Source organism: Sphingobacterium mizutaii, from assembly GCF_900187125.1.
Taxonomy (GTDB): Bacteria; Bacteroidota; Bacteroidia; order Sphingobacteriales; family Sphingobacteriaceae; genus Sphingobacterium; species Sphingobacterium mizutaii.
Genome location: NZ_LT906468.1, coordinates 1236438 through 1260362, shown reverse-complemented (window position 1 = coordinate 1260362; position 23925 = coordinate 1236438). Strand labels below are relative to the sequence as shown.

The following is a 23925-nucleotide window of genomic DNA, read 5'->3' as shown; positions in this document are numbered from 1 at the left end:
AAATGTACTAAAAATACAAATCACACCCATTTGTTATATATATTTTTTATCAACAATTGCGCCACCAAGCGAAAACTATCAATTTGTCAGTAATTCCATTATCTTTGTGTAAAAACATAAAAGAAAATTTCAAAGCACCTATGTCTGACGAAAAAATTATCTTCTCAATGGCTGGGGTAAACAAAATTTATCCCCCATCCAAACAAGTACTTAAGAACATTTACCTTTCTTTCTTCTATGGAGCGAAAATCGGTGTTATAGGTTTAAATGGCTCCGGTAAATCTTCATTATTGAAGATCATCGCTGGACTCGATAAATCCTACCAAGGTGAGGTTGTTTTCTCACCGGGCTATTCTGTGGGTTATTTGGCTCAGGAGCCTGAATTGGACCCTACAAAGACCGTTAAAGAGATTGTAGAAGAAGGAGTTGCCGAGACTGCTTCGATCTTGAAAGAATACGAAGAAATCAATGAGAAATTTGGTCTTCCGGAGGTTTATGAAAATCCAGATGAGATGGATAAACTTTTGGCTAGACAAGGTGAATTACAAGATATTATAGACGCCACAAATGCATGGGAATTGGACAGCAAATTGGAGCGCGCAATGGACGCCTTAAGATGCCCAGAGCCTGACGCTTTAATTGCCAATTTGTCAGGAGGAGAACGCAGACGGGTAGCAATGTGTCGACTATTATTACAAGAACCTGACGTTTTATTATTAGATGAGCCGACCAACCACTTGGACGCGGAGTCTATTGACTGGTTGGAACAACACTTGCAACAGTATAAAGGGACAGTAATCGCCGTGACTCACGATCGTTATTTCTTGGATAATGTGGCGGGTTGGATCTTGGAACTTGACCGTGGAGAAGGTATTCCATGGAAAGGAAACTATTCTTCTTGGTTGGATCAAAAAGCTAAACGTTTAGCCCAAGAGGAGAAAACCGAAAGTAAACGCCAGAAAACACTAGAACGTGAGTTGGAATGGGTAAGGATGGCACCGAAAGCGAGACATGCCAAATCTAAAGCTCGTTTGCATAACTATGAGAAATTAGCTTCAGAGGAAACCAAAGAACGCGAAGAAAAATTAGAACTATTTATCCCACCAGGTCCTCGTTTAGGAAATGTGGTGATCGAGGCTGATAACATCAGCAAGGCTTACGGAGATAGAATTTTATTCGAGAACCTGAGCTTCTCCCTCCCTCCTGCTGGGATTGTTGGTATAATTGGTCCAAACGGCGCAGGTAAGACAACTTTATTCCGTTTGATCACAGGTCAAGAACAAGCTGATACGGGAACATTTAAAGTTGGAGAAACCGTAGCCTTAGGATATGTTGACCAGATGCACGATGATCTTGACCCGAACAAAACGGTATGGGAAAATGTCACCGGCGGCAATGAGAACATTATGTTGGGCAATAAGTCTATGAACTCTAGAGCTTATGTTTCAAAATTCAACTTCAATGGAGGTGACCAGCAGAAAAAGGTAGGCGTTTTATCTGGTGGAGAGCGTAATCGCGTGCACTTAGCCATTACCTTGAAGAAAGGTTCGAACGTATTGTTACTGGATGAGCCTACCAACGATATCGACGTAAATACATTACGTGCCTTGGAAGAAGGTCTTGAGAACTTCGGTGGATGTGCGGTAATTATTTCCCACGACCGTTGGTTCTTGAACAGGATCTGTACCCATATCTTGGCTTTTGAAGGAGATTCGCAAGTTTATTTCTTTGAGGGTAACTATACAGAATACGAGGAGAATCGTAAAAAACGTTTAGGGGATATTGGTCCGAAACGAATCAAATACAAAAAATTAGTAAAATAAAAACGTGTTGGAATCAGCTAGGCTATTAGAAGCGATCATCGAAAATGCCATTGATGGCATCATTACGATCGATAATCACGGAATTGTAGAGAGCATCAACCCTGCAGCCTTGGAACTCTTCGGCTACAGAGCTGAAGAAGTAGTGGGCAGAAATATTTCAGTATTGATGCCCGAACCTGACCGTTCTAACCATGACCGTTACATTGCCAATTATGAAGAAACTGGCAAGAAGCGAATCATCGGAATTGGGCGCGAAGTAAGAGGCTTGAAAAAAGATGGCTCTACCTTCCCTTTTCGCCTAGCTGTCAGCGAAGTTTTTTACAAAGACCGGAAGATCTTTACGGGCTTTGTACACGACCTGACCAAAGAGAAACAAGCTGAAAGCGAGCTTAAAAAGCATACCCAGGAACTGGAACTCAAAGTAAGGGAAAGGACCAAGGATCTGATCAAGCTCGTTTCCGAATTGGAGAGGGCAAAAGCTGATGTCAGTGTTTCCTTGGAAAAGGAAAAGGAATTGAGCCAATTAAAATCTAGGTTTGTTTCTATGGCATCGCATGAATTCAGGACTCCTCTGAGTTCTGTTCAGCTATCTGCATCATTGATCGATCGCTATGTTGACAAACAGGAATACGGCCCGATCGAGAAACATACCAGCCGTATTAAAGGTTCTGTACAGTTATTGAACACGATCTTGAATGACTTCCTAAACCTTGAGAAACTTGAGGCAGGGGTTGTCATCGTAAATAAATCGAATACCAACATTGTGCACCTTGGCGAGGAGATCGCCGAGGAAATGCAGTTGATCTGCAAGAAAAACCAACATATCCTGTACCAACATACCGGTGAAGAATCTGATTTTATCATAGATCCAAATCTATTGAAAAACAGTATCATCAATCTGATTTCCAATGCCATCAAATATTCTGGTGAAGACACCTTTATTGAATTCAATACCCAGATCGGCAGAAACCAGCTTTTGGTTACAGTAAAAGACAACGGAATCGGTATCCCATTGGAAGAACAGAAGAGCCTATTTGAGCCCTTCTTCCGTGCTAATAATACGGGGAGTATTCCGGGGACTGGTTTAGGGTTGAATATTGTGAAACGATATGTCGAATTGATGGGAGGACGTTTGGAATATTGGTCAGAAGTAAATCAAGGAGCAATTTTTAAGATGTTTTTTATCCAAGAATAATGGAAAAGAGGAAAATATTAATAATCGAAGACAACAGTGACATTCGCGAGAGCACAGCGGAAATATTGGAATTAACCGGGGAATATTCTGTATTGGTAGCTGAAGAAGGTAAAACTGGAGTAGATATGGCCATTAAACATAAGCCAGATCTGATTCTTTGTGATATCATGATGCCTGAACTGGATGGCTACGGCGTACTTTATATGTTGAGCAAACATGAAAATACCCAACAGATCCCCTTTATTTTCCTTACCGCCAAAACCGAGAAAGCAGACTTGCGCAAAGCCATGGAAATGGGAGCAGATGATTACCTGACCAAGCCTTTCGACGACATGGAATTACTGAACGCCATAGAAAGCCGTTTCAAAAAGCGTGCGCAGTTACAAACCAAGGCTGTTCCTAATATCGATAGCTTAAGGCTCGACGAACAAGAGCAAGCTTATCTATTGCAAGATCTGGCAGATCATGGCCGGATCAAGAACATCAAAAAGAAACAAACTATTTACGAAGCTGGTGATACACCAGTGTATGTATATTATATTAAGAAAGGGAAAGTCCGCAGCTTCTTGAACTATAAGGACGGTCGAGAACTTTCCACCAACATCTATGTAGAAAACCAATTCTTCGGCTTAGAATCTGTCTTATTGAATGATAAGTATGGGGACAATTCTGCGACGCTTGAAGATGCGGAAATCGCTTTGATCCATAAGGATAATTTCTTTGAACTACTGTACAAAAAGCCAGGAATTGCCTCTAAGTTAATTAAGGTCCTTTCTCAAAACATTCGTGAAAAAGAAGAGCAGATGTTGGGCTTTGCCTACGATTCTGTCCGCAAGCGAGTGGCCAATGCTTTGGTGAATGTTGCCGAGAAATCAGACATTGAATCCGATGAAGTCACCATCAAGATTTCCCGAGATGATCTTGCGGCCTTAGCAGGTACAGCAAATGAGACAATCAGTAGGATGCTGGCCGATTTTAAGGACGAAAAGTTATTGACTAAGGAAGGAAATGCCATCAAAATATTTTCGGTTAACCGCCTGAAAAACATCAAACAATAAGGCTTGAAGTCTTCCTTTATATAAAAGTTTCAAAAAGTGGTCATGTTTTTGCTTCATTCTTTAAACTTTCTTACAGTTTATCTGTCTGAATAAGAAAGAAGAATGAAATTATTTACAAAATAACTTTTACCACTCATGAAAAAACTTTTATTAGCACTCGCAATTGGTACAGCTTCTTTAGTAAGCTTTAGCTCTTGTACAAAGGAATATGTGACAAATTATTTACCAGGGGTAAGTTATTATCACCCATTGGCACCAGGTGACTGGGATAGGGTTTCAACTGGTGTTTTTGAAGCTGTTATTTCAGTACCAGATCTTGATGATGTTTATTATGAAGATGGACACGTTAGTGTGGCCATTCAGTTTGAAGACCAAACTGGAACATTCCACAACATCCCTTCAGAAAAATTATTTGGCTTTGGTTATAATGCCGCTTATTCTGTAGGAAAGGTTTTTCTAACCGCAGAGAATTTGTCAGGCAATACTCCTCCAAAAGCTATGCGCGTTAAGATTGTATTAACCGATGCAGACGTTGGTAACTAAGATATAGAAAAGGGGCATGATTGATCGTGCCCCTTTTTCTTTATTTCAACATTTCTTTGGCATGTTGTATTGCCGTATCTTCCGGATTGGCACCGCTCAACATTTGTGCTATCTCCAAGACCCTCTCCTCTTCATTCATCAACACAATATTAGATTTCGTTTTATTGCCCTTATCCTCCTTATATACTTTAAAGTGACTATTCCCTTGTGAAGCAATCTGCGGTAAGTGAGTAATACTGATCACTTGCATATTCTCGGCTAGTTCTTCCATCAATTCCCCTACCCTTAAGGCTACTTCTCCAGATATTCCTGTATCGATTTCATCAAAGATAATAGTCGGCAAAGCTGATGTTTTAGCGACCAAGGATTTAATGGCCAGCATCACCCTAGAAAGTTCACCGCCAGAGGCTACCCGATGGATAGGCTGCAAAGCTTGCCCTTTGTTGGCAGAAAACAGAAAGGAAACCTCATCTTGACCAGTTGATTTGAAATCCGATAGTTTATTGAGTTCAACATTCAATTGGGCATGTGGCATTCCAACTCTGGACAGAACCTCTTGAACTTCCTTCTCTACGATCTTGGTTGCCTTGCTCCTGTTTTTGGTCAATTGATCGGCCAACTTGGCTATTTCCTGATGCAGTTTTTCAATTTTAACCTTTAACACTTCAATCTGCTCACCTTGAGAATCCGTAGCTTGTAATTTGTTTTCCAAGTCTTGTTTTAATTCCAAGAGCTCTTTTACAGTAGTAACGCGATGCTTCTTTTGCAGATCATATAAAATGGAGAGCCTTTCATTCACGATGCTCAAGCGCTCTTCATCCATGCTGATCCCCTCTGCTACCTGTTCTACTTCAGCACTTAGATCCTTCAATTCGATCAAACTACTCTGCAATCTGTCGACAAGGGATTCTGAAGATGGTAGATAACGGGCACCATTCTGCAAGGAACTCAATGCTTGCTTTAAGCTATCCAACACATTGATTTCACCAATCTGAAGCTCAGAACTTGCCGCATGGAAATGGCGTTTTATCTCTTCGGCATTTTCCAGTTGAGACTGTTCAGCTTCTAACCCTTCTTGTTCTTGATCTTGAAGATTGGCTTGTTCCAATTCGTTGAAAACAAATTGCTGATAATCGGATTCCGAACGAGCCTTTGCCAAATCTTCTTCCAATTGCTTGAGTTCAGCGACTGTACGTTTATATTCTTGGTATTTCTTTTTATAGTCAGCAAGTACAGATTGGTTTTGTGCAACCGTATCCAATACCAATAACTGGAAAGATTCTGTATTGATTTGCAAAGTAGCATGCTGGGAGTGAATATCGATCAACTTCTCCCCTAGGACCTTAAGCGTTTGCAAGGTTACAGGGGTATCATTGACAAAAGCTCTTGATTTGCCATCGGCATGGAGTTCTCTTCGGATCAGACTGGTATCCTCATAGTCCAGGTCCAAAGAATTGAAAAGATCTTGAAGGTTATAGTCTTTGATATAGAAGTGACCTTCGATGATACATTTCCTTGATTCATCGAAGAAATGCTTACTCTCGGCCCTATTGCCCAAGATTAAACCTAGAGCACCCATAATAATGGATTTACCCGCTCCAGTTTCACCTGTTATGATATTGAGTTTGTCGTCGAAATTAATGTCCAATGCATCAATCAATGCATAGTTTTTTATCTGTAGTTTGCTTAACATTCGCTCCTTTGTGCTTTAGCAACATGTTGAAATAGTCCATTTAATCCCTAACATGCTGTTCCTCATCAAATATAAATAATTCTCATCCCAAGCTAAAATTAAGGCATTAATATTCTGAAATCTCTAAAAAACTGATATGTTTGTATTTCATGCCTGATTTTAGCAAACAGTTAAGTAAGTATATCCCGTCTACCGCAGCCCCTATCATTTCAGAATGGATCAATGATACTGCCTGTAGGTTTAAGGTGACTCGTTCCAGAGCATCCAAACTGGGAGATTACCGTTCGCCTTTCAAAAACGAACCCCATCAGATCACTATCAACCACGATCTGAATCCCTATTCTTTTTTGATTACGACCGTACATGAGTTTGCTCATCTCAAAACTTGGCAACAGCATAAGAACAAGGTAAAACCCCATGGAAAGGAATGGAAAAACAACTTCAAGAGTTTAATGGATGCATTCCTTAAATTGAATCTGTTTCCCGAAGACATCACTTTGGCATTGGTCAAATACATGGACAATCCGGCAGCTTCTAGTTGTACGGACTTGACCTTATATAAGGTCCTTAAATCTTATGATAAGTCAGAATTTGAAACCGTAACGATTGATACCATTGAATTCAATAGTTATTTCAGCATTAAAAACGGCAGGGTTTTCCAGAAATTGGAGCGATTGCGGAAAAGATATAAGTGTTTGGAAGTAAAAACACAGCGAATTTATCTATTTCACCCGATCGCTGAGGTAAAACCGATCGAAATGGAATCAAATTCTTAAATTGCGATAACCATATAATCTAAAATTGATAATCAACAATCATGATGAACAACAAACTATTTATTAGTGCAGCCTTATTACTCGGACTTGCATCTTGTAAATCAGGGAGCGATAGTTCTTCCTATGACAAAAACAGTTTAGACTCGACAGCGATTGCTGCGATCACTGAAGATAGCTACAAAGCTTATGTCGCTAAACTTTCTTCCGATGAATTCATGGGTCGCCTACCTTTCAGCAAGGGTGACACCATTACCGTAAATTACATTCAAGAACAATATAAAGCCCTTGGCTTAGATCCAGGAAATGGCGACTCCTATTTCCAAGAGGTCCCGATGGTGGAAATAAGTTCTAAACCTGTAAATCCAACATTGACCTTTAAAGGTAAAAACGGCGATTTATCAGCAAAATACCTAGACGATTATGTAATAGGCACACCGCAAATGGCAGAAAACATCGATGTTGAAAATACCGAATTGGTGTTTGCTGGATTTGGAATCGTAGCACCTGAATATAAATGGAATGACTATGAAGGCCTTGACGTAAAAGGAAAAACCGTTGTCGTAATGGTTTCTGACCCCGGACGTTATGATAAAACTTTATTCAAAGCCGATACCATGACCTATTACGGTCGTTGGATCTATAAATTCGAAGAAGCATCCCGCCAAGGAGCAGCAGGTATCTTGTTGATCCATGAAACAGAAGCGGCTAGTTATGGCTGGAATGTGGTAAGAAGTGGTTGGACAGGACCAAGATTATCCTTGGTACCAGAAAACAAAGGTGCCAACCTAAGCAAGTTCCAAGGATGGGTTAGCAATGAAACTGCAAAGAAACTTTTCCAATTGGGCGGATTGAATGCAGACTTGATGGAACAAGCTAAAAAACCAGGATTTAAGGCCGTTCCATTGAATGTGACTACCAGTGTAAAATTAGCAAACAGCTTCAGGGAGTCTAAATCAAATAACGTCCTAGGGATGATCAAAGGCTCCAAAAGGCCTGATGAAACTATTATCTATACCGCTCACTGGGATCACTTAGGAATTGGTGAAGCTAGCAATGGCGACTCTATTTTCAATGGAGCGATGGACAATGCCACTGGCGTTGCGGCATTGTTTGAAATAGCAAAAGCTTTTAAAGCAGCAAAGGTTCAACCAGAGCGTTCTGTAGTTTTCTTGGCGGTTACCGCTGAAGAGCAAGGACTATTAGGCTCTCAATATTATGCTGAAAACCCTGTATTCCCATTGAACAAAACTGTTGCCAATATTAATATGGACTCCTTCAATCCAGTAGGTGCTATGAACGGTTTCCGTGTTACCGGAACAGGTCAGACAGAATTGGAAGACTATGCCATCCTATCGGCAGCTAAATTTAACCGCAAGATGGTACCAGAAGGAAGTGCTACAGGTGGTGGTTTCTACCGTTCTGACCATTTCAACTTTGTAAAAGTAGGTGTACCAGGCCTATATATGGGCAGTGGTGGGGATTACTTAGAATCGGACACAACCGTAATCAAGAACCGTCAGAAGGCATTAGCAGGCCGTTATCATGCCGTGACAGATGAACTAGATGACAACTGGAACTTCGATGGAATCATCGCCGACATCCAGTTATTCTTTGATATTGGCTACACTTTAAGTATGGATACAATTTTCCCTAACTTTAAAGCAAAATCAGAGTTTAAAGAAATAGGCGACAAACGCCTTTCAAAATAGTATATTTGTGATATTATATAATTGAAACTATGCTTACAGGAATGAAACATCTACACTCAACTTTAGCTATTGTATTGTTAATAGCGTTGGTAATTGCAATCATTATTACACTTGTTAATTACTCAGGAAACAAACCTTACAACCGTAAAATCGCTTTAATCGGGTTAATCAGTGGACACCTTCAATTAGTGATTGGATTGGTATTATACTTCACTTCTCCACTGGGATTAAGTAGCTTTTCAGGAGAAAACATGAAAAATAGCGGAGCTAGATTATACTTTTTGGAGCATCCAATTATGATGATCTTAGGTATTGTATTGATTACAATGGGATACTCAAAGGCTAAGAAATTAGCAGACCAGAAAGCCGCTAACAAAACAGTCCTAATTTACTATATCCTAGGATTAGTATTGATCCTTTCAAGAATACCTTGGTCTACTTGGTCGATTTTTAACTAGTATCTAGTTTAGTATTTAGTATAAAGTATTTAGTATTTAGACACTAAGCGTATTAATAAAGGGGCAATTTTCATTGCCCCTTTATCTTTTCCTACTGATAGTTCCTACTGTTAGCCTTAGGTCTAAATACTAAATACTTACTACTAAATACTACAAAAAGAGAGGGCTAAACATCTGTTTAGCCCTCTCTTTTTGTATGATATCTTTGCAATTACTTTTTGCTGAATCCTAAGATTGCAAAAACAACTTTGAATGCTAAGAAAGAAGCAACGATAAGTGCAATGTTAGCGATCCATGAGAATACGGATCCTAATTGATCCAACGCAGGGATTACATCCGGTACAAAACGAATAAACACGCCTACTAAGCCGATAACGATGGCAATAGTTAATGATACATAATATTCAGTACGGTTTGCATTATTGTCCGTATGTTTTGCTGGTCTTTCTACAGTTGTATTTTCCATAATTGATAATCTCCTATTAAAGCTGCACAAATGTACAAAAGTCTGTGTGCAAATAAAATAATAATTACAATAAATTAACGCGATAAGGCTTGTTCTAAATCAGCGATCAAGTCTTCGGCATCTTCTACCCCTACCGAAAGGCGCAAAAGATTATCGACTACCCCTACTTTTTCTCTGGTTTCTTTTGGAATTGAGCCATGGGTCATTGTTGCTGGGTGATTGATCAAGGATTCAACACCACCCAATGATTCAGCCAAAGTAAATACCTTGAAGCCAGATGCTACGCGGAACGTTTCTGCCAAATCAGCACCTTTGATCACGATAGACACCATGCCACCAAAATCTCTCATTTGTTTCTTGGCAACATCATGTCCCGGATGGTCTTCAAATCCTGGCCAATAGATTTTCTCTACTTTAGGATGGTTCTTTAAATATTCTGCTACTTTTCTACCGTTCTCACAATGAGCCTTCATACGAAGGTGCAAGGTTTTGATACCACGTAGCACTAAGAATGCATCTTGAGGGCCTGGAGTTCCACCACATGCATTATAATAAAACCATAATTGTTTGTATAAGTCTTCATCGTTCATGACCAAAGCCCCCATCACTACATCAGAGTGACCACCAAGATATTTGGTTACCGAGTGCATCACGATATCAGCGCCTAGGTCCAATGGGTTCTGAAGATATGGAGAGGCAAATGTATTGTCGACAGCGTAAAGGATATTTTTCGCTTTTGCGACCTTTCCAATAGCTTCGATGTCTGCTAACTTCAATGTCGGATTTGTTGGAGTTTCTACCCAGATCAACTTGGTTTTGTCTGTAATAGCTTCTTCTACTGCTTTTACATCGGAAGTATTGACAAACTTAAATTTAATCCCAAGAGGTTCATAAACTTTCGTGAAAATACGGTAGGATCCACCGTACAGGTCATCACCGGTAACAACTTCATCTCCTGCTTTCAACAAACGCAAAACACAGTCTGTTGCCGCCATCCCTGAAGAGAATGCTAAACCAAACTTACCATTTTCCAATGCCGCAATACAATCCTCTAGCGCTTTACGCGTAGGGTTTGTACCACGTGAGTACTCATAACCTTTATGGTCTCCCGGTGCTTTCTGTTGGTAAGTAGAGGTTTGGTATATCGGCGTCATCACTGCGCCCGTTGTAGGATCTGCCTCCTGTCCGGCATGAATTGCCTTGGTTGCAAATTTGTAATTCATATTATTTTGTATTAGTCGGACTAAGTTATTAAAAATCTAATGGAGAAGGGTATTTAAACTCGTAATTCAACAAATTGATGATCTTATCCGAATTTACCACTTTTTGGAAACTGTCCTTCGGTTCAAAAGCACTTGGATAACTGTACATATATTTCTGCGCACTTTTCAAGATCACCTCCTTTTTCGAGGGATGTTCTGGAGCAACAAGATTATAATATCCGATTGGCAGATTGATATCTAGGCTCTGTTCAATTATCCCTACAACATCATCTAGATGAATAAAATTTGCGGGTTGATCACCGATTGTCACGACCTTATCCTGAAAGTACTTCCCAAAGATCCGTTCTTTCCCAAAAAGACCACCAAGCCTAAAAGTAGAAGAATAAGGAAGGCTCATCATTTTCTTTTCAGCCAATCGGAGTTTAGCCGACATCAATCCTTCATCACCAAAACTCTCATCGAAGTTGCCATCCCGATCAGGATAGACACCAACTGAACTCAAAAAGATATGCTTTTTGTAATTTAAAGAACATAGGATATTGAACACATGTGAAAAACGGTGTTCAATCTCAGCTTCGGTATTTCTCTGCGTGGCTGGAATCGAATTGACAATCGCATCAAAACTGACATCAACGGGTAAATCTAGGTTAAGGTCCCTATCGAAGTCATGGATAAATGCAAAAATACCATCGCTTTGCAAGCGATGGTATTTTTCTTCTGTACGGGTGGTGACCCACAGATTCCAACCTTTCTTTTTGAGCTGACGAGCAAGTTCCTCACCTACCCAGCCACAACCCAATATCAAAAGGTTCTTCATTTCATTATATTAATATGCTTTCGCAAATAAAACTCGTTGTTTCGAAGGCTTACCAGTAAAGATACATACACCTTCCTCTTCTTTAGCATCCAAAGGAATACAACGGATAGTTGCTTTAGTCTCTTCTTTCACACGTTTCTCCGTCTCTACTGTTCCATCCCAGTGCGCAGAAATAAATCCACCTTTTTCTTCTAAAACTTGTTTGAATTCATCATAAGAATTCACCTCAGTGATATGTTCATCACGGTAAGTCAATGCCTTATTATAGATGTTATCTTGGATTTCTCCCAATAAAGCAGCAATACGGTCTGGCAAACCAGCTTGTTGAACCGTCTCTTTGGTTTGCGTATCGCGACGAGCGAGCTCAACAGTACCATTCTGCATATCACGAGAACCTAAAGCCACGCGCAAAGGCACACCCTTCAATTCCCATTCTGCGAATTTAAATCCTGGTCTCTGTGTATCACGATCATCATATTTCACACGGATATCCAATTGCTTCAAGGCAGCAGTTAATTGATCTACATAAGCATCAAGGTTTGCTTTCTCCTCATCCGTCTTATAGATAGGGACGATGACTACCTGAGTCGGTGCCAATTTCGGAGGCAATACCAATCCTTGATCATCTGAATGCGCCATAATCAAAGCTCCCATCAAACGAGTTGAAACTCCCCATGAAGTAGCCCAAACATAATCCAATTTACCTTCTTTGGAAGTAAACTTCACATCAAATGCCTTAGCAAAGTTCTGTCCCAAGAAGTGGGAAGTCCCTGCTTGCAAAGCTTTACCATCTTGCATCAAGGCTTCGATACATAAGGTATCGATCGCTCCGGCAAAACGCTCGTTTTCAGTTTTTCTACCACGAACCACTGGAACGGCCAAGGTACCTTCAGCAAACTCCGCATAAACCTCCAACATTTGTTCTGCTTCTGCAATAGCTTCTTCACTGGTTGCATGGGCAGTATGCCCCTCTTGCCATAAGAATTCCGCTGTACGAAGGAATAAACGCGTACGCATTTCCCAACGAACCACGTTTGCCCATTGGTTCACCAGGATTGGAAGGTCACGATAAGATTCGATCCATCCACGGTAAGTATTCCAAATAATGGTTTCTGAAGTAGGACGAACGATCAATTCCTCCTCTAATTTAGCATCTTCATCAACGATGATGTTTCCATTACCATCATTTTTCAACCTGTAGTGTGTAACAACGGCACATTCAGTCGCAAAGCCTTCTACGTGCGAAGCTTCCTTAGAAAAGAAAGATTTGGGGATAAATAAGGGGAAATAGGCATTGGAGTGGCCAGTTTCTTTAAATCTTTTGTCCAGAGTGGCTTGCATTCTCTCCCAGATTGCATATCCGTATGGTTTGATTACCATACAACCTCTTACTGCAGAATATTCTGCTAGATCGGCTTTAATCACCAAATCGTTGTACCATTGCGAATAATCTTCGCTACGGCTCGTTATCCCTTTACTCATTCGAAAATTTAAATAGTATTTTAACCAAAAACATGGGTTTGCGTGTACTTTAACACATAAATAACCAAAGCAAAAAAATAATTTGTAATTTTGATTGGTAGATTAAACCCTGACGATAAAATCGGGTCTAAGATAATAATTAATGACTGTAATATCGAATTTTAACTGTTTTAGAATCATGAAAAACAACAAGATATTTTTGGGAGGGTTAGCCTTAGCTTTTGCAGCTCTGATTAGCTCCTGTTCGACGACAAGCCGGACAGTATACCGTGACGATGTCTATAATAACAGGGACAATGGTACGGTTTATCAAAGCCCAGACTACTACTATACTGATGGCACGGACGAAGAATCCATTGCACAATCAGATTATTATGCAGATGAATATTCCGATGAGGATTACGTAGAAGGTGGTATTGAGGATTTAGAATATGCAAATCGCATCAACCGATTCTATTACAATTCTCCAGGAATGATGTACTACGACCCTTGGTTTGATCCTTGGTATGGCTATTCTGGTTTCGGCCTTGGCTGGAACTCCGGATTCGGCTGGTCCTTAGGCTTTGGATGGGGATCACCTTATCTTGGCATGGGCTGGGGTTGGGGAAGTCCTTACTACGGCTACGGCTGGGGAAGACCTTACTATGGATACGGATGGGGTAACTATTGGGGCCCTAACTCCTACTATAACTATTGGGGACACCCTTATTACGGCGGTGGTTACTACGGGAATGGATACTATGGCGGAAACTACTACGGAAACAGACGCGTTGCATCTGGTAGAAGTTACTCTTCAGGATATGCTCCTCGTTCTAACAATGGCCGCGTAACAAGAGATGCAAGCGGTAGATTTGTGAATAGCAGATCTGGCGTATCTTCAGGACGCAGTGGCTCAAGATCAAATGGTACCACAGTAGGCAGAACCCCTTCTTCTAGATCAGGTTCTAGCAGATCAGATGGTACGATCAATAGAACTCCTTCTTCTAGATCAGGCTCTAGTAGATCACAAGGTACGATCAACAGAACCCCTTCTTCTAGATCAGGCTCTAGCAGATCTCAAGGAACTATCAACAGAACTCCTTCTTCAAGATCAGGCTCTAGCAGATCTCAAGGTACGATCAATAGGACTCCTTCTTCAAGATCAGGTTCTAGCAGACCTCAAGGAACCATCAACAGGACTCCTTCTAGATCTTCGGCTCCAAGCACAAGATCATCGACTCCTCGTTCAAGCGGAAGCTTTGACCGCGGTAGCTCAGGAAGTTCTGGTGGATTCAGCAGAGGTAGCTCAAGCGGCAGTAGCAGCAGAAGCTCTGGCGGTGGTGCTTCCTCCTCTGGAAGAAGCGGAAGTAGACGCTAATTACAACAGATATATGGTATAGCCAATATAAATTTATATTGGCTATACTTTTTTCCGGACAAATGTTTTAAATAACCTCTATCAATCTTAGGCCGCTTTTCCTGCAGAACCTAAGATGAAACAAAAGAACACTATTACAATATGAAAAAAATCTTACTCTCCCTCACTTGTTTTGCCCTCGCTTACAATTATTCCAACTTACAAGCCCAATCATTAGTCGACAATTCATTGTTGATCTCCAGAGATATTACTAATGGAACTGCGCGCTTTAAGGCTATGGGAGGTGTAAATACAGCTTTGGGTGGTGATATCAGTTCTGTATCAGGAAACCCTGCCGGACTTGGTTTCTTTGGTCAGTCTGATGTCTCTCTTTCCGTAAACTATTTGAACAATAACAATAAATCAAATTTCTTCGGTCAATCAACCTCACAAGGGCAAGGTAAATTTGGATTGGAAAACCTAGGTATTGTTATCCACTACCCTACCCACAATGATCCCGATTATGGTTGGCAGAACTTCAATGTGGGTCTGAGTATAGACAAACAGAATAATTTCAACGACCACCTCAAGTATTCAGGTACCAACAACCAAAACTCCCTGGTGCATTCTTATACAGATATCATGGAAGATGATGATATCTTCGCTAAAGATTTTTGGAATTCCTATTTGGTGGATGAAGGAAACACTGGTCGATATTTCCCTACTGTTTTGGAAGCAGATCCTAAAAACCAACAGATGGATTTACTCACCACTGGTTATAAGTATAACACCAATGTTTCATTCGGTGCAAACTATGGCAATAAATTATATATCGGTGCTAGATTTGGTTTTATATCCTATAAATATGATTCCAAGGCTACTTTCCTAGAAAAAGGATGGACCAAGACAGCTGGCGAGATCAAAGCCGATAATCCAACAACGGATTTTGCTAATCCGAATGACCCTGCTTATAAATATACCGACATTAGTTATGACCTAACCGATATCAATGACCTGACCTTAAAAGGAACTGGTGTCAACTTTGGTTTAGGAGCTATTTTCAAGCCTACTTGGGATTGGAATATCGGTATCAATATTTCGACTCCGACTTGGACAGAAGTTCAAGAGGATAGCAATATTGAAACTTTGGTTGATTACTATAAGGACGAAAATACAACCACTTCATTACACCCAGGCTACGGATCTAAAAACTATGGCCAATCCTATGATTATGCCATCATCTCCCCTTGGAAGACTTCCTTTGGTTTAACCAAATTCTTTGGAAGGGGTTTATTGTCTACGGAAATAGAATACTTAAACTATTCTTCCATCAAATATCGTGAGATCGTAACTGAGCCTGATTATGCCTTCGAAAGTGAAGTAAACGGCAATATCAATAATACCTTCAAAGGAAACTTCAACTTTAAGATTGGTGGCGAACTCTTGATTACAGATCAATTGGCTGCACGTGCTGGTTTTAACTTGATCGGTTCTCCATACAAAGGCGACACACAACCCGATTATATTGCCAGCTTAGGTTTAGGTTATGTCCTGACCAAGTCTCTATATGTAGATTTAGCGGCTATGCAATACAAGCAATTCAACTATAATCATAGCCCCTATTCATTCTCATCTTGGAACAGTCCAATTCCAACAGCAGAAGTAAAGAATACCCGTACAAATGTGGTATTGACCCTAGGAGCTAAATTTTAAAAAATAAAAGCCCGGAATTAAATTCCGGGCTTTTATTTTTTAAAGTATTTAGTAGAAAGTATTTAGTATTTAGACCATTTACCTTCAACAGGACATATCTCAAATCTCAATACTCAATAATCATATCTCTCTTAGAGCCTTTCTATCTCATATCTCAATACTCATATCTCAATACTCAATACTCATATCTCTCTTAGAGCCTTTCTATCTCATATCTCAATACTCATATCTCAATACTCTCCTACGCTTTGCGCTCCGACAATTTCCTCACAAAGAGGTTATAGTTTTCATGTTTCTCGACATAGATCTCTTCGCCTACATCGATAAAACTATCTAGGGAAACCGCATCGTACCATACATTGTCGATTTCTATTTTTCCACTTGGGCGCAGGACCGTTTTGGTCACCCCAACCTTATTGATCAGATTAGGTTTAGCAACTGAGGAGGTATAACCTTCATCCGCTTTTTGTTCATCTTGCAAGACCAGTCGTTTGAAAGTTGGAGATTGCAATACATTTTTGCCAAAAATAACCATCAAGACAATGGTCAAGATCATGGCGCCTATTACTATTATAAAGGAATTCATTAATAATCCTGGTTGGGTAAGTTTAAAATCAAAATAATCATTGGCTACCATAGAGAATGCCAATCCGCATAAAACTAAGATAATTCCAGCAATACCGGCGACTCCAAAGCCAGGAATTACAAATATTTCCAAGACCAGGAGTATCACCCCTAACACAAAAATCGCGATCTCCCAGTTATCCGCTAAACCTTGCAGGTACAATGGTGCAAAGAATAAAGCTCCACAGATCAAGGCCACTACCAAAGCAAACCCTATCCCTGGCGCCTGTAACTCGAAATAGATCCCACCAATAATACCCATGATCAACAAGCCGCTAACCAAAGGGTTGATCAATAAAGCGATCAAGGAATCCACCCAAGTGATCTGATGTTCCTGTACATCCGGTTTTGCAATATTGAGATCGGAAAAGATATCAACCTGACTTTTGACTTCTTTTTTAGCCAATCCGATCTTTACAGCCTCGGAGGCCGTCAAAGTCAATAATTTTCCATCTTCTTTAAGTTCCGGTACTGAAATAGCTGGGTCTACAAAAGCCTCAGCGACTTTCGGATCACGGCCTTTGGCTTCAGCAGTAGCTCGCATCAAGCCACGCATATAAGATTGGTATTTCTCAGGAAGGACTTCCCCCTGCTGATTCACCACCGATGCCGCACCTAGGCTAGCACCTGAGTGCATGTAAATATAATCCGCTGCTAATGAGATCAATGCTCCCGCAGATGCAGCATTATTATTAACGTATACAATAGTTTTGAACTGATTGTCGTTTAATAGGCTAGAACGAATAGAATCGGCAAAATTTAAAGCGCCACCAAACGTATTAAGATCGATCAATAAATACTCTGATTTACTCAATTTGGCTTGCTTTATCGCATTTTTCATGGTACGCCATGCATTGGGGCCAATATCTTCCTTGATCTGCACAGAATAAACCGTCTGTGCCTTAGCTTGAAAGAAACTCACAAAGCAAATGGCGAGAATACCTAAAATGTATTTTGTAAATTTGTTCATAATAGTGTTTTTTACCGAATTTGCTTGTCATCGGATGACTAAATATACGATAAATAAAATTTTCGAGAAAGCATTCCCAACGAATATCTGGAAAATAGAGATCGACTCCGTTAAGCCCTATGTAGCTGTAGAAACTAGGGATGTGGAGACTACTCTAGCCTCCTTTTTTGTGTTCGATTTTGAGGGCAACTGTCTGATGTCACCTTGTCAAGCGGATGGAAAGGAATGGACACTTGACTCCATCCAAAATGGTTATATGATCCTGAAAAGAATTGGCGAACAAACTCCAGTACAAGAAGGGATCCAGATCATCCAGATTACCAATAATGAAATTATCTTCAGCAGCTATGAATTTGTCCTTTTAGATGTATTCAAAGATTACATCCATGCCAGACACCGTAGCATCTCCTCGGGAGAAAGCATTGCCATCGAAATCCGAACTGGAGAATACAGCTCCGCAAATGACATCCTATTTGACATGGCATGCAACAAAATCCAGTACCCTGTCACGTATCAACAAACCCCACGATTTTTAAAAAATGAGCACAACATTGGGCCCTTATGGTTGAGTAAATGTGGACACCACTTCCTCTGGTGTTACCATAAACAGAAAAATGACCATTTCGACCTCTGTTTGGCAACAAGTAATTTAAACCAGATACTAGATCAACAAGTCATACTTCATGACATGGAGAAAATGATCCCCCAACCTTATTTCCAATTAGGTAGTCAAGTCTTCTTTATGTCCTTTAACAAGAGAGAAATTGTTTCATATTTAGTATAATTGCACTCAATGATGAAAGAACGATTATTCAAAAAGTCTTACAGAAAGACTATTATTATATTTTCTGCTGCTTTTTTATTCGCCGGAATCTCTCTGGCACAAGCCCAATCAAGCAACCCAAGTCAAAAGAAAACAGTAGTAAACGGAAAAACTTTTATTGAACATAGCGTCACAGCAAAGGACACTTACTACCAGCTGAGCAGGATCTATGGTATCCCTGTGAAGGATATCATGAATGCCAACAACAAAAAGAACCTGCGCGTTGGTGATGCTGTTTATATCCCATTCAAAGAAGAAGAAAAGAAACCGGAAAATAAACCAGAAGTTGTTCAGAACGAACCCAATAATAGGGATTCAAAACCCCTTGGAGATCCAAATACACAAACCATCCAAGCTAAGATCCTTACGGAATACAAAGTGGGTTCCAATGAAACCTTATATTCTATTGCAAAGCGTTTCTCGACCACGGTAGACAATATTAAAAAACTGAACAGCTTAGATTCAGATACTGTTCGTGAGGGACAGACTTTGAAGATCCCCGATGGCAATGTGGTCGTGGTACAGAAAGAAACTGCTCCGGCAGCCATCAATCTCCCCATCCCTGAAAATATCAGCAAAGAAGAGATCGAATTCGAAACCAACCGCTATGGGATCCGTGAGAAAAAAGAAAAAGGTATTGGTATCTGGATGGAAAACCTCGAGTCCGGTGGCCGCAGCAACCTAGCTTTGCACCGTACAGCTCCGGTAGGTACTATTCTAAAAATTACAAACCCATTGACAAAAAGTGTTACCTTTGCCAAAGTTGTAGGAAAATTCTCCGATACTGCAGAAAGCAGAGATGCCATTGTTATTCTTTCCAAATCCGCAGCATCTTATATTGGAGCTCTCGATAAACGATTCCTTATTGAAATTGCCTACGGCGCACCAGTAAATTAGTGCAAGTTAAAAAATGGACAAACCCTATGTAATTGGAATCGCAGGAAGCAGCGGTTCAGGAAAAACTTTCTTTTTAAAAAGCTTTTTAGATCATTTTTCACAGAAAGAAGTCACCTTGATCTCTCAAGATGATTACTATATACCTGCTAATACCAAAACAAAAGAAGAAAATAGGCTCTATAATTTCGACTTACCAACTTCTATCAATCGTGATGCTTTCTATCATCACATCAAGGAACTATTTGACGGCAACACTGTATTCCAAAAGGAATATACTTTTAACAATCCCGATATTGCTCCCAAAATGCTGGAAATCAATCCAGCTCCCATTTTAGTAGTCGAAGGCTTGTTTATTTTCCATTATGAGGAAATCAATGAACTATTGGACTATAGGATTTTCTTGGATGCTGATGAACCGATTGCCCTGCAGAGAAGGTTGAGAAGGGATTTGGTCGAGCGCGGTTATGACCATGACGATGTAATGTACAAATGGATCAACCATGTCGTACCATCTTATAATGAATATCTTCTCCCTCACCGTGAAGAATGCGACCTGATTATCCACAACAATGTGGATGACCCATTAGTTATCCAAACATTCACCAACGATATTGCCATCGAACTCCGAAAAAGAATAGGATATTTATTTTTAATTAATCTAAATTAGCTATCTTTGCATCATGTACGAGTCCATGATCAAGCTGCATATTTTAGAAAACAACCCTTTTGAGGACCAGAAGGGTCATTCTCCCTTTAATCCGAACGGAGAACAAGCATTCAAAAAATGTTGTAAGAAATACAAAAAGGGCAAAAGATGTAAAAAATGCCCTGGTAGGACGGAATAATTTCCCTCTAGCTACCACTCCTATTCTTCCACATAATCTAGATCTTTGTCAAAGCTCTCTTTTAATTGAGTCAGAGCAAAAATAGCGATCAAGGATAGCAACACGATCATGATCATGGCCGCTCCAATAATACCTACCCAATTTACCAATACCCCATACATCAAAGTCGAAGGAATCAGCGCCCCCCTAACAAAGTTTGGTGCCGTCGTCGTTACGGTCGACCGTATATTGGTTCCAAATTGTTCTGCAGCAATGGTAATAAAGGTTGCCCAATAGCCCACACCTAGCCCCATCAAAAAGGCTAACCACATAAACTCATTCTCTGAAATACCTTGTCTTGTCAGGTAGATACATGAAAAAAGAAGGATCAAGATTTGATAGATAAAAACTACCTTACGTCTCGATTTAAAGACCTGAGCCAACCAACCTGCAAGAAAATCACCCAGCGAAATCCCTATATAAGTAAACATTACGCCCTTCCCCGCGCTCAAGGTAGTCTGCGCATGCAAAGCTTGCCCGATTTCAGGTGCTTGGGTCACCAAAACCCCAACGACAAACCATATTGGCAATCCTATGCACAAGCAGTACAGGTACCTTCTGAATCGATCGCCATTGTTAAATAGCATGGAAATTTTTCCCTTTTGGACGGACTTGTTCTCCAAGGAAGAAAACATACCGGATTCAAAGACCCCAACACGCATAAACAACAATAGGATTCCCATTCCACCGCCAACAAAATACGCCGTTCTCCAGCTGAACCATTCTGATATGAAATAGGCCAAGATGGCCCCCAGTACCCCTACTCCAGCAACGATCATGGTTCCATAGCCTCTTTTTTTTCGGTGCATGCTTTCGGACACTAAGGTTATCCCAGCGCCCAATTCACCCGCCAGACCGATCCCTGCTATAAACCTGATGATGCCATAGGACGTGACATCATGCACAAAACCATTGGCAATATTCGCAATCGAATAGAGCAAAATCGAACCAAACAAGACCTTCAACCGGCCATATTTATCACCCAGCACGCCCCAGATCACCCCACCGATAAGCAGACCGCCCATTTGCATGTTCAATACAAATTCGCCTTTGCTGCGCATCTGATCTGCCGGAACACCGATATCACTAAAGGATTGAATGCGTACAATAGAAAAAATGATGAGGTCATAGATATCAACAAAATAGCCGAGGGCGGCTACAAAAATCAATATCCAAACATTCTTGTTAGGTTTTTGAGAGTCCATAATTCAGGAATATTTATTGAATATAAGGGAGAGTTTCTTTTATTACAATAGAAGGATGTTTTTTCTTAGAAATTAACTGTATTTTTATCCGCATGAAAGTATCTCCAAGTACTTTAAAATGGGGTCTTCGCTTGTACCCTCCATTCTTTTTCCAACGCATCTGGGTGCGCCGGATCCTGAACAGTTTCTTAGGGGCTGATGTCAAGATCAACAGAAGCATTCTCAACATCAATTCCAATAGAACGATATTTGGGGGCACTATCTTTTCTGCAATCGATCCATTCTATCCCATCCTACTGGATCAATATTTCAAACATCAAGGGATTACTCGCACCGTGGCTTGGTTAAAGACCGCCCATATCGACTACATCAAACCCGGCAGGTTTGATCTGGAGGTCCGCATCCGCCTTGATCAGGAAATCTTGGACGAAACCTTGCAGACCATAAAAAAAGAAGGAAAAGTAGTCAGAACCTTTCAAACCCAAGTCTTCGATAAACACGGAACCTTATGCGCCATAGCACATAATGAAATCTACATCCGTGATCTTGACTTTAACTTCGAATCTTTAAATCCTGCTCCTACTCAAATTGAGAACTCGAGTATTGAACTATAATTTAATTAATCATGAAAAAATTAATCTTATTAAGTGCAGCATTTTCTATTGCTTTTGTTTCTTGCCAGAACAAACAGGTTGAAAACAAAGACCAAAAGCTTTCTGAACAAGCTATTGCCATCCATGACGAAATCATGCCGCAAATATCGCAGTTTGATAAATCGACCATCAAGATCGATTCTATCATAAGCAACTTGGCAGCGATCAAAGGTGAGAAAGCTGACTTAGATACCGCAAAAACACGTGTTGACCTGACGAACCTGAAGGATAGCATCGAAGATGCAACCGATCACATGATGACCTGGATGAAGGATTACGATGCAACAAACGAAGATGAAGCCTACCAACAGAAAGAGGTTGACAAAATCAGCGCCATGAAAAAACAGTTCGATCGCGTAGCTGAACAAATCAAAACATCATTAGCAGCATTCAATTAATAAAAATAAAATGAAAAAGTACTTAGGCGGAGCGTTTGCCGCATGTATGGCCAGTATCCTATTGTTCTCTTGTGGACCCACGGAAAGAAAACTGCCCATCTATGGTGAACGTAGTCCAGTTGAAAAAGAAGTCGATGGCAAAACAGTCGTGGACACCATTTATCATACCATCCCTAATTTCTCTTTCCTAAATCAGGATAGCACGAACTTGACACAAGATTTCTTCAAAGACAAAATCTATGTGGCCAATTTCTTCTTTACCCACTGTCCTAGTATCTGCCCGACCATGCAACGTAATTTGCTCAAGGCATACGAAAAATACAAGGGCAATGCCAAGATCGCTTTTCTATCCCACAGCATTGATTTCAAATATGATCAACCTTCTGTCTTGAAAGACTATGCAACCAAATTGGGGGTCGATAATGATCAATGGCAGTTTGTGACCGGAAGCAAAGCTGATATTTACGGCATTTCCGAAAAATACATGGTCTTCACCAAAGAAGATCCCAACGCACCGGGAGGCTATGACCACCAAGGTTATTTAGTGATCATCGATCCTGAAAAAAGAATCCGTGGCGCCTATGATGGCACCAACGATGAACAGGTAAAACAACTCTTGGAAGATCTAGATGTCATTTTAGCAGAATACAAATAATGATAACTCGATATTTTATAGGGTCTATTGCGCTCGTTTCCATGCTTTATTTTCTGTTTTCGTGCAACACAGACCTGAGCGTGGAAACGATGCAATATGCCACCAACGGCCAGAAAATTTATGTCAAGCATTGCCAAAACTGCCATGGCGCCAATGGAGAAGGGTTAGGAAAGCTATACCCGCCCCTTACCGACGCAAACTTCCTGAACGAGAACAGGAGCAAACTGGCCTGCATCGTCAAAAACGGAATGTCCGGCGAAATCAAAGTCAACAACACCCTATTCAATCAACAGATGCCCGGAGTACCCGAACTCTCTTCAGTCGATATCGCCTATGTCCTGACCTATGTCACCACCTATTTCGGTGATAGCAAAACCCATTTCAAAAAAGAAGAAATCGAAGGTTTTTTGAAGAATTGTAAATAAGAGACATAAGACCTAAGACAACAGACCTTTCTGAAGGAATGGCATTTTGGGAAAGTGACATTTGGCTTAACTTTCAGATTTCAATAAAACCTGAGATGA

23 protein-coding genes are annotated in these 23925 nt (G+C 40.5%); 16 read left to right on the top strand and 7 right to left on the bottom strand.

Features of this window, described 5'->3' with window-relative positions; translation table 11 throughout:
- The first annotated feature begins 140 nt into the window (after nt 1-140).
- The 4 genes from ettA (at nt 141) to CKW03_RS05355 (ending at nt 4619) form a co-directional block, all read left to right on the top strand.
- Nucleotides 141-1823: an energy-dependent translational throttle protein EttA gene (gene ettA / locus CKW03_RS05370; protein ID WP_093099032.1), complete on the top strand. Its 1683-nt coding sequence runs from the start codon at nt 141-143 to the stop codon at nt 1821-1823.
- Between the two features lie 7 nt (nt 1824-1830).
- Nucleotides 1831-3018, top strand: coding sequence for a PAS domain-containing sensor histidine kinase (locus tag CKW03_RS05365; protein ID WP_093099092.1), 1188 nt, complete (start codon nt 1831-1833; stop codon nt 3016-3018).
- Nucleotides 3018-4076, top strand: coding sequence for a response regulator (locus CKW03_RS05360; RefSeq protein ID WP_093099030.1), 1059 nt, complete (start codon nt 3018-3020; stop codon nt 4074-4076). The genes CKW03_RS05365 and CKW03_RS05360 overlap by 1 nt, the downstream gene beginning before the upstream one ends.
- A 135-nt stretch (nt 4077-4211) precedes the next feature.
- Nucleotides 4212-4619, top strand: coding sequence for a hypothetical protein (locus CKW03_RS05355; protein ID WP_093099029.1), 408 nt, complete (start codon nt 4212-4214; stop codon nt 4617-4619).
- Nucleotides 4620-4659: 40 nt separating this feature from the next.
- Here CKW03_RS05355 and recN read toward each other — a convergent pair whose 3' ends face one another.
- Nucleotides 4660-6312, bottom strand: a complete 1653-nt coding sequence (gene recN / locus CKW03_RS05350) for a DNA repair protein RecN (protein ID WP_093099027.1) — start codon at nt 6310-6312, stop codon at nt 4660-4662.
- A gap of 149 nt (nt 6313-6461) precedes the next feature.
- Between recN and CKW03_RS05345 the strand changes: the two genes are divergently transcribed.
- From CKW03_RS05345 to CKW03_RS05335, 3 genes are read left to right on the top strand one after another with little or no spacing between them, the layout of a single operon-like run.
- Nucleotides 6462-7088: a SprT-like domain-containing protein gene (locus tag CKW03_RS05345; protein WP_093099026.1), complete on the top strand. Its 627-nt coding sequence runs from the start codon at nt 6462-6464 to the stop codon at nt 7086-7088.
- 41 nt (nt 7089-7129) lie between these two features.
- Complete coding sequence (locus tag CKW03_RS05340; RefSeq protein WP_236736525.1) at nt 7130-8797, top strand: M28 family metallopeptidase; 1668 nt, start codon at nt 7130-7132, stop codon at nt 8795-8797.
- A gap of 41 nt (nt 8798-8838) precedes the next feature.
- Complete coding sequence (locus tag CKW03_RS05335; protein WP_093099089.1) at nt 8839-9255, top strand: hypothetical protein; 417 nt, start codon at nt 8839-8841, stop codon at nt 9253-9255.
- A 211-nt stretch (nt 9256-9466) separates the two neighbouring features.
- Here CKW03_RS05335 and CKW03_RS05330 read toward each other — a convergent pair whose 3' ends face one another.
- The 4 genes from CKW03_RS05330 to proS form a co-directional block, all read right to left on the bottom strand.
- Entirely contained in the window at nt 9467-9721 is a 255-nt protein-coding gene (locus tag CKW03_RS05330; protein WP_093099024.1) for a hypothetical protein, read from the bottom strand.
- Nucleotides 9722-9795: 74 nt separating this feature from the next.
- Nucleotides 9796-10944, bottom strand: a complete 1149-nt coding sequence (locus tag CKW03_RS05325; RefSeq protein WP_093099022.1) for a cystathionine gamma-synthase — start codon at nt 10942-10944, stop codon at nt 9796-9798.
- Between the two features lie 28 nt (nt 10945-10972).
- Nucleotides 10973-11761, bottom strand: coding sequence for an NAD-dependent epimerase/dehydratase family protein (locus CKW03_RS05320; RefSeq protein ID WP_093099021.1), 789 nt, complete (start codon nt 11759-11761; stop codon nt 10973-10975).
- A 9-nt stretch (nt 11762-11770) separates the two neighbouring features.
- Nucleotides 11771-13243: a proline--tRNA ligase gene (proS, locus tag CKW03_RS05315; protein WP_093099020.1), complete on the bottom strand. Its 1473-nt coding sequence runs from the start codon at nt 13241-13243 to the stop codon at nt 11771-11773.
- A 178-nt stretch (nt 13244-13421) separates the two neighbouring features.
- On the opposite strand from proS, the gene CKW03_RS05310 reads away from it, so the two are divergent.
- A complete protein-coding gene (locus CKW03_RS05310) occupies nt 13422-14600 on the top strand; it encodes a hypothetical protein (protein ID WP_236736524.1) in 1179 nt (392 codons plus the stop codon).
- A 141-nt stretch (nt 14601-14741) separates the two neighbouring features.
- Complete coding sequence (locus tag CKW03_RS05305; protein WP_093099018.1) at nt 14742-16292, top strand: OmpP1/FadL family transporter; 1551 nt, start codon at nt 14742-14744, stop codon at nt 16290-16292.
- Between the two features lie 241 nt (nt 16293-16533).
- On the opposite strand, the gene CKW03_RS05300 is transcribed toward CKW03_RS05305, so the two are convergent.
- Nucleotides 16534-17886 (bottom strand): NfeD family protein, encoded by a 1353-nt coding sequence (locus CKW03_RS05300; RefSeq protein ID WP_093099016.1) that lies wholly within the window; start codon nt 17884-17886, stop codon nt 16534-16536.
- Between the two features lie 34 nt (nt 17887-17920).
- Here CKW03_RS05300 and CKW03_RS05295 point away from each other — a divergent pair, with 34 nt between their 5' ends.
- The 3 genes from CKW03_RS05295 to CKW03_RS05285 are packed head-to-tail and all read left to right on the top strand — an operon-like array spanning nt 17921 to nt 20273.
- On the top strand, nt 17921-18670 hold the full coding sequence (locus CKW03_RS05295) for a hypothetical protein (protein WP_093099015.1): 750 nt from the start codon (nt 17921-17923) through the stop codon (nt 18668-18670).
- A gap of 9 nt (nt 18671-18679) precedes the next feature.
- Entirely contained in the window at nt 18680-19606 is a 927-nt protein-coding gene (locus CKW03_RS05290) for a DPBB and LysM peptidoglycan-binding domain-containing protein (RefSeq protein WP_236736523.1), read from the top strand.
- A 13-nt stretch (nt 19607-19619) separates the two neighbouring features.
- The gene (locus CKW03_RS05285; protein ID WP_093099013.1) at nt 19620-20273 is read left to right on the top strand and encodes a uridine kinase family protein; all 654 of its coding nucleotides are present in this window, start codon (nt 19620-19622) and stop codon (nt 20271-20273) included.
- A gap of 198 nt (nt 20274-20471) precedes the next feature.
- On the opposite strand, the gene CKW03_RS05280 is transcribed toward CKW03_RS05285, so the two are convergent.
- Nucleotides 20472-21695, bottom strand: a complete 1224-nt coding sequence (locus CKW03_RS05280; RefSeq protein WP_093099012.1) for an MFS transporter — start codon at nt 21693-21695, stop codon at nt 20472-20474.
- Nucleotides 21696-21787: 92 nt separating this feature from the next.
- Between CKW03_RS05280 and CKW03_RS05275 the strand changes: the two genes are divergently transcribed.
- From CKW03_RS05275 to CKW03_RS05260, 4 genes are read left to right on the top strand one after another with little or no spacing between them, the layout of a single operon-like run.
- On the top strand, nt 21788-22309 hold the full coding sequence (locus CKW03_RS05275) for a hotdog fold domain-containing protein (protein WP_093099010.1): 522 nt from the start codon (nt 21788-21790) through the stop codon (nt 22307-22309).
- 11 nt (nt 22310-22320) lie between these two features.
- On the top strand, nt 22321-22746 hold the full coding sequence (locus tag CKW03_RS05270) for a hypothetical protein (RefSeq protein ID WP_093099009.1): 426 nt from the start codon (nt 22321-22323) through the stop codon (nt 22744-22746).
- Between the two features lie 10 nt (nt 22747-22756).
- Nucleotides 22757-23401, top strand: a complete 645-nt coding sequence (locus tag CKW03_RS05265) for an SCO family protein (RefSeq protein WP_093099007.1) — start codon at nt 22757-22759, stop codon at nt 23399-23401.
- Complete coding sequence (locus CKW03_RS05260; protein ID WP_093099006.1) at nt 23401-23826, top strand: c-type cytochrome; 426 nt, start codon at nt 23401-23403, stop codon at nt 23824-23826. Before CKW03_RS05265 ends, CKW03_RS05260 begins: the two co-directional genes overlap by 1 nt.
- Nucleotides 23827-23925: the final 99 nt, after the last annotated feature.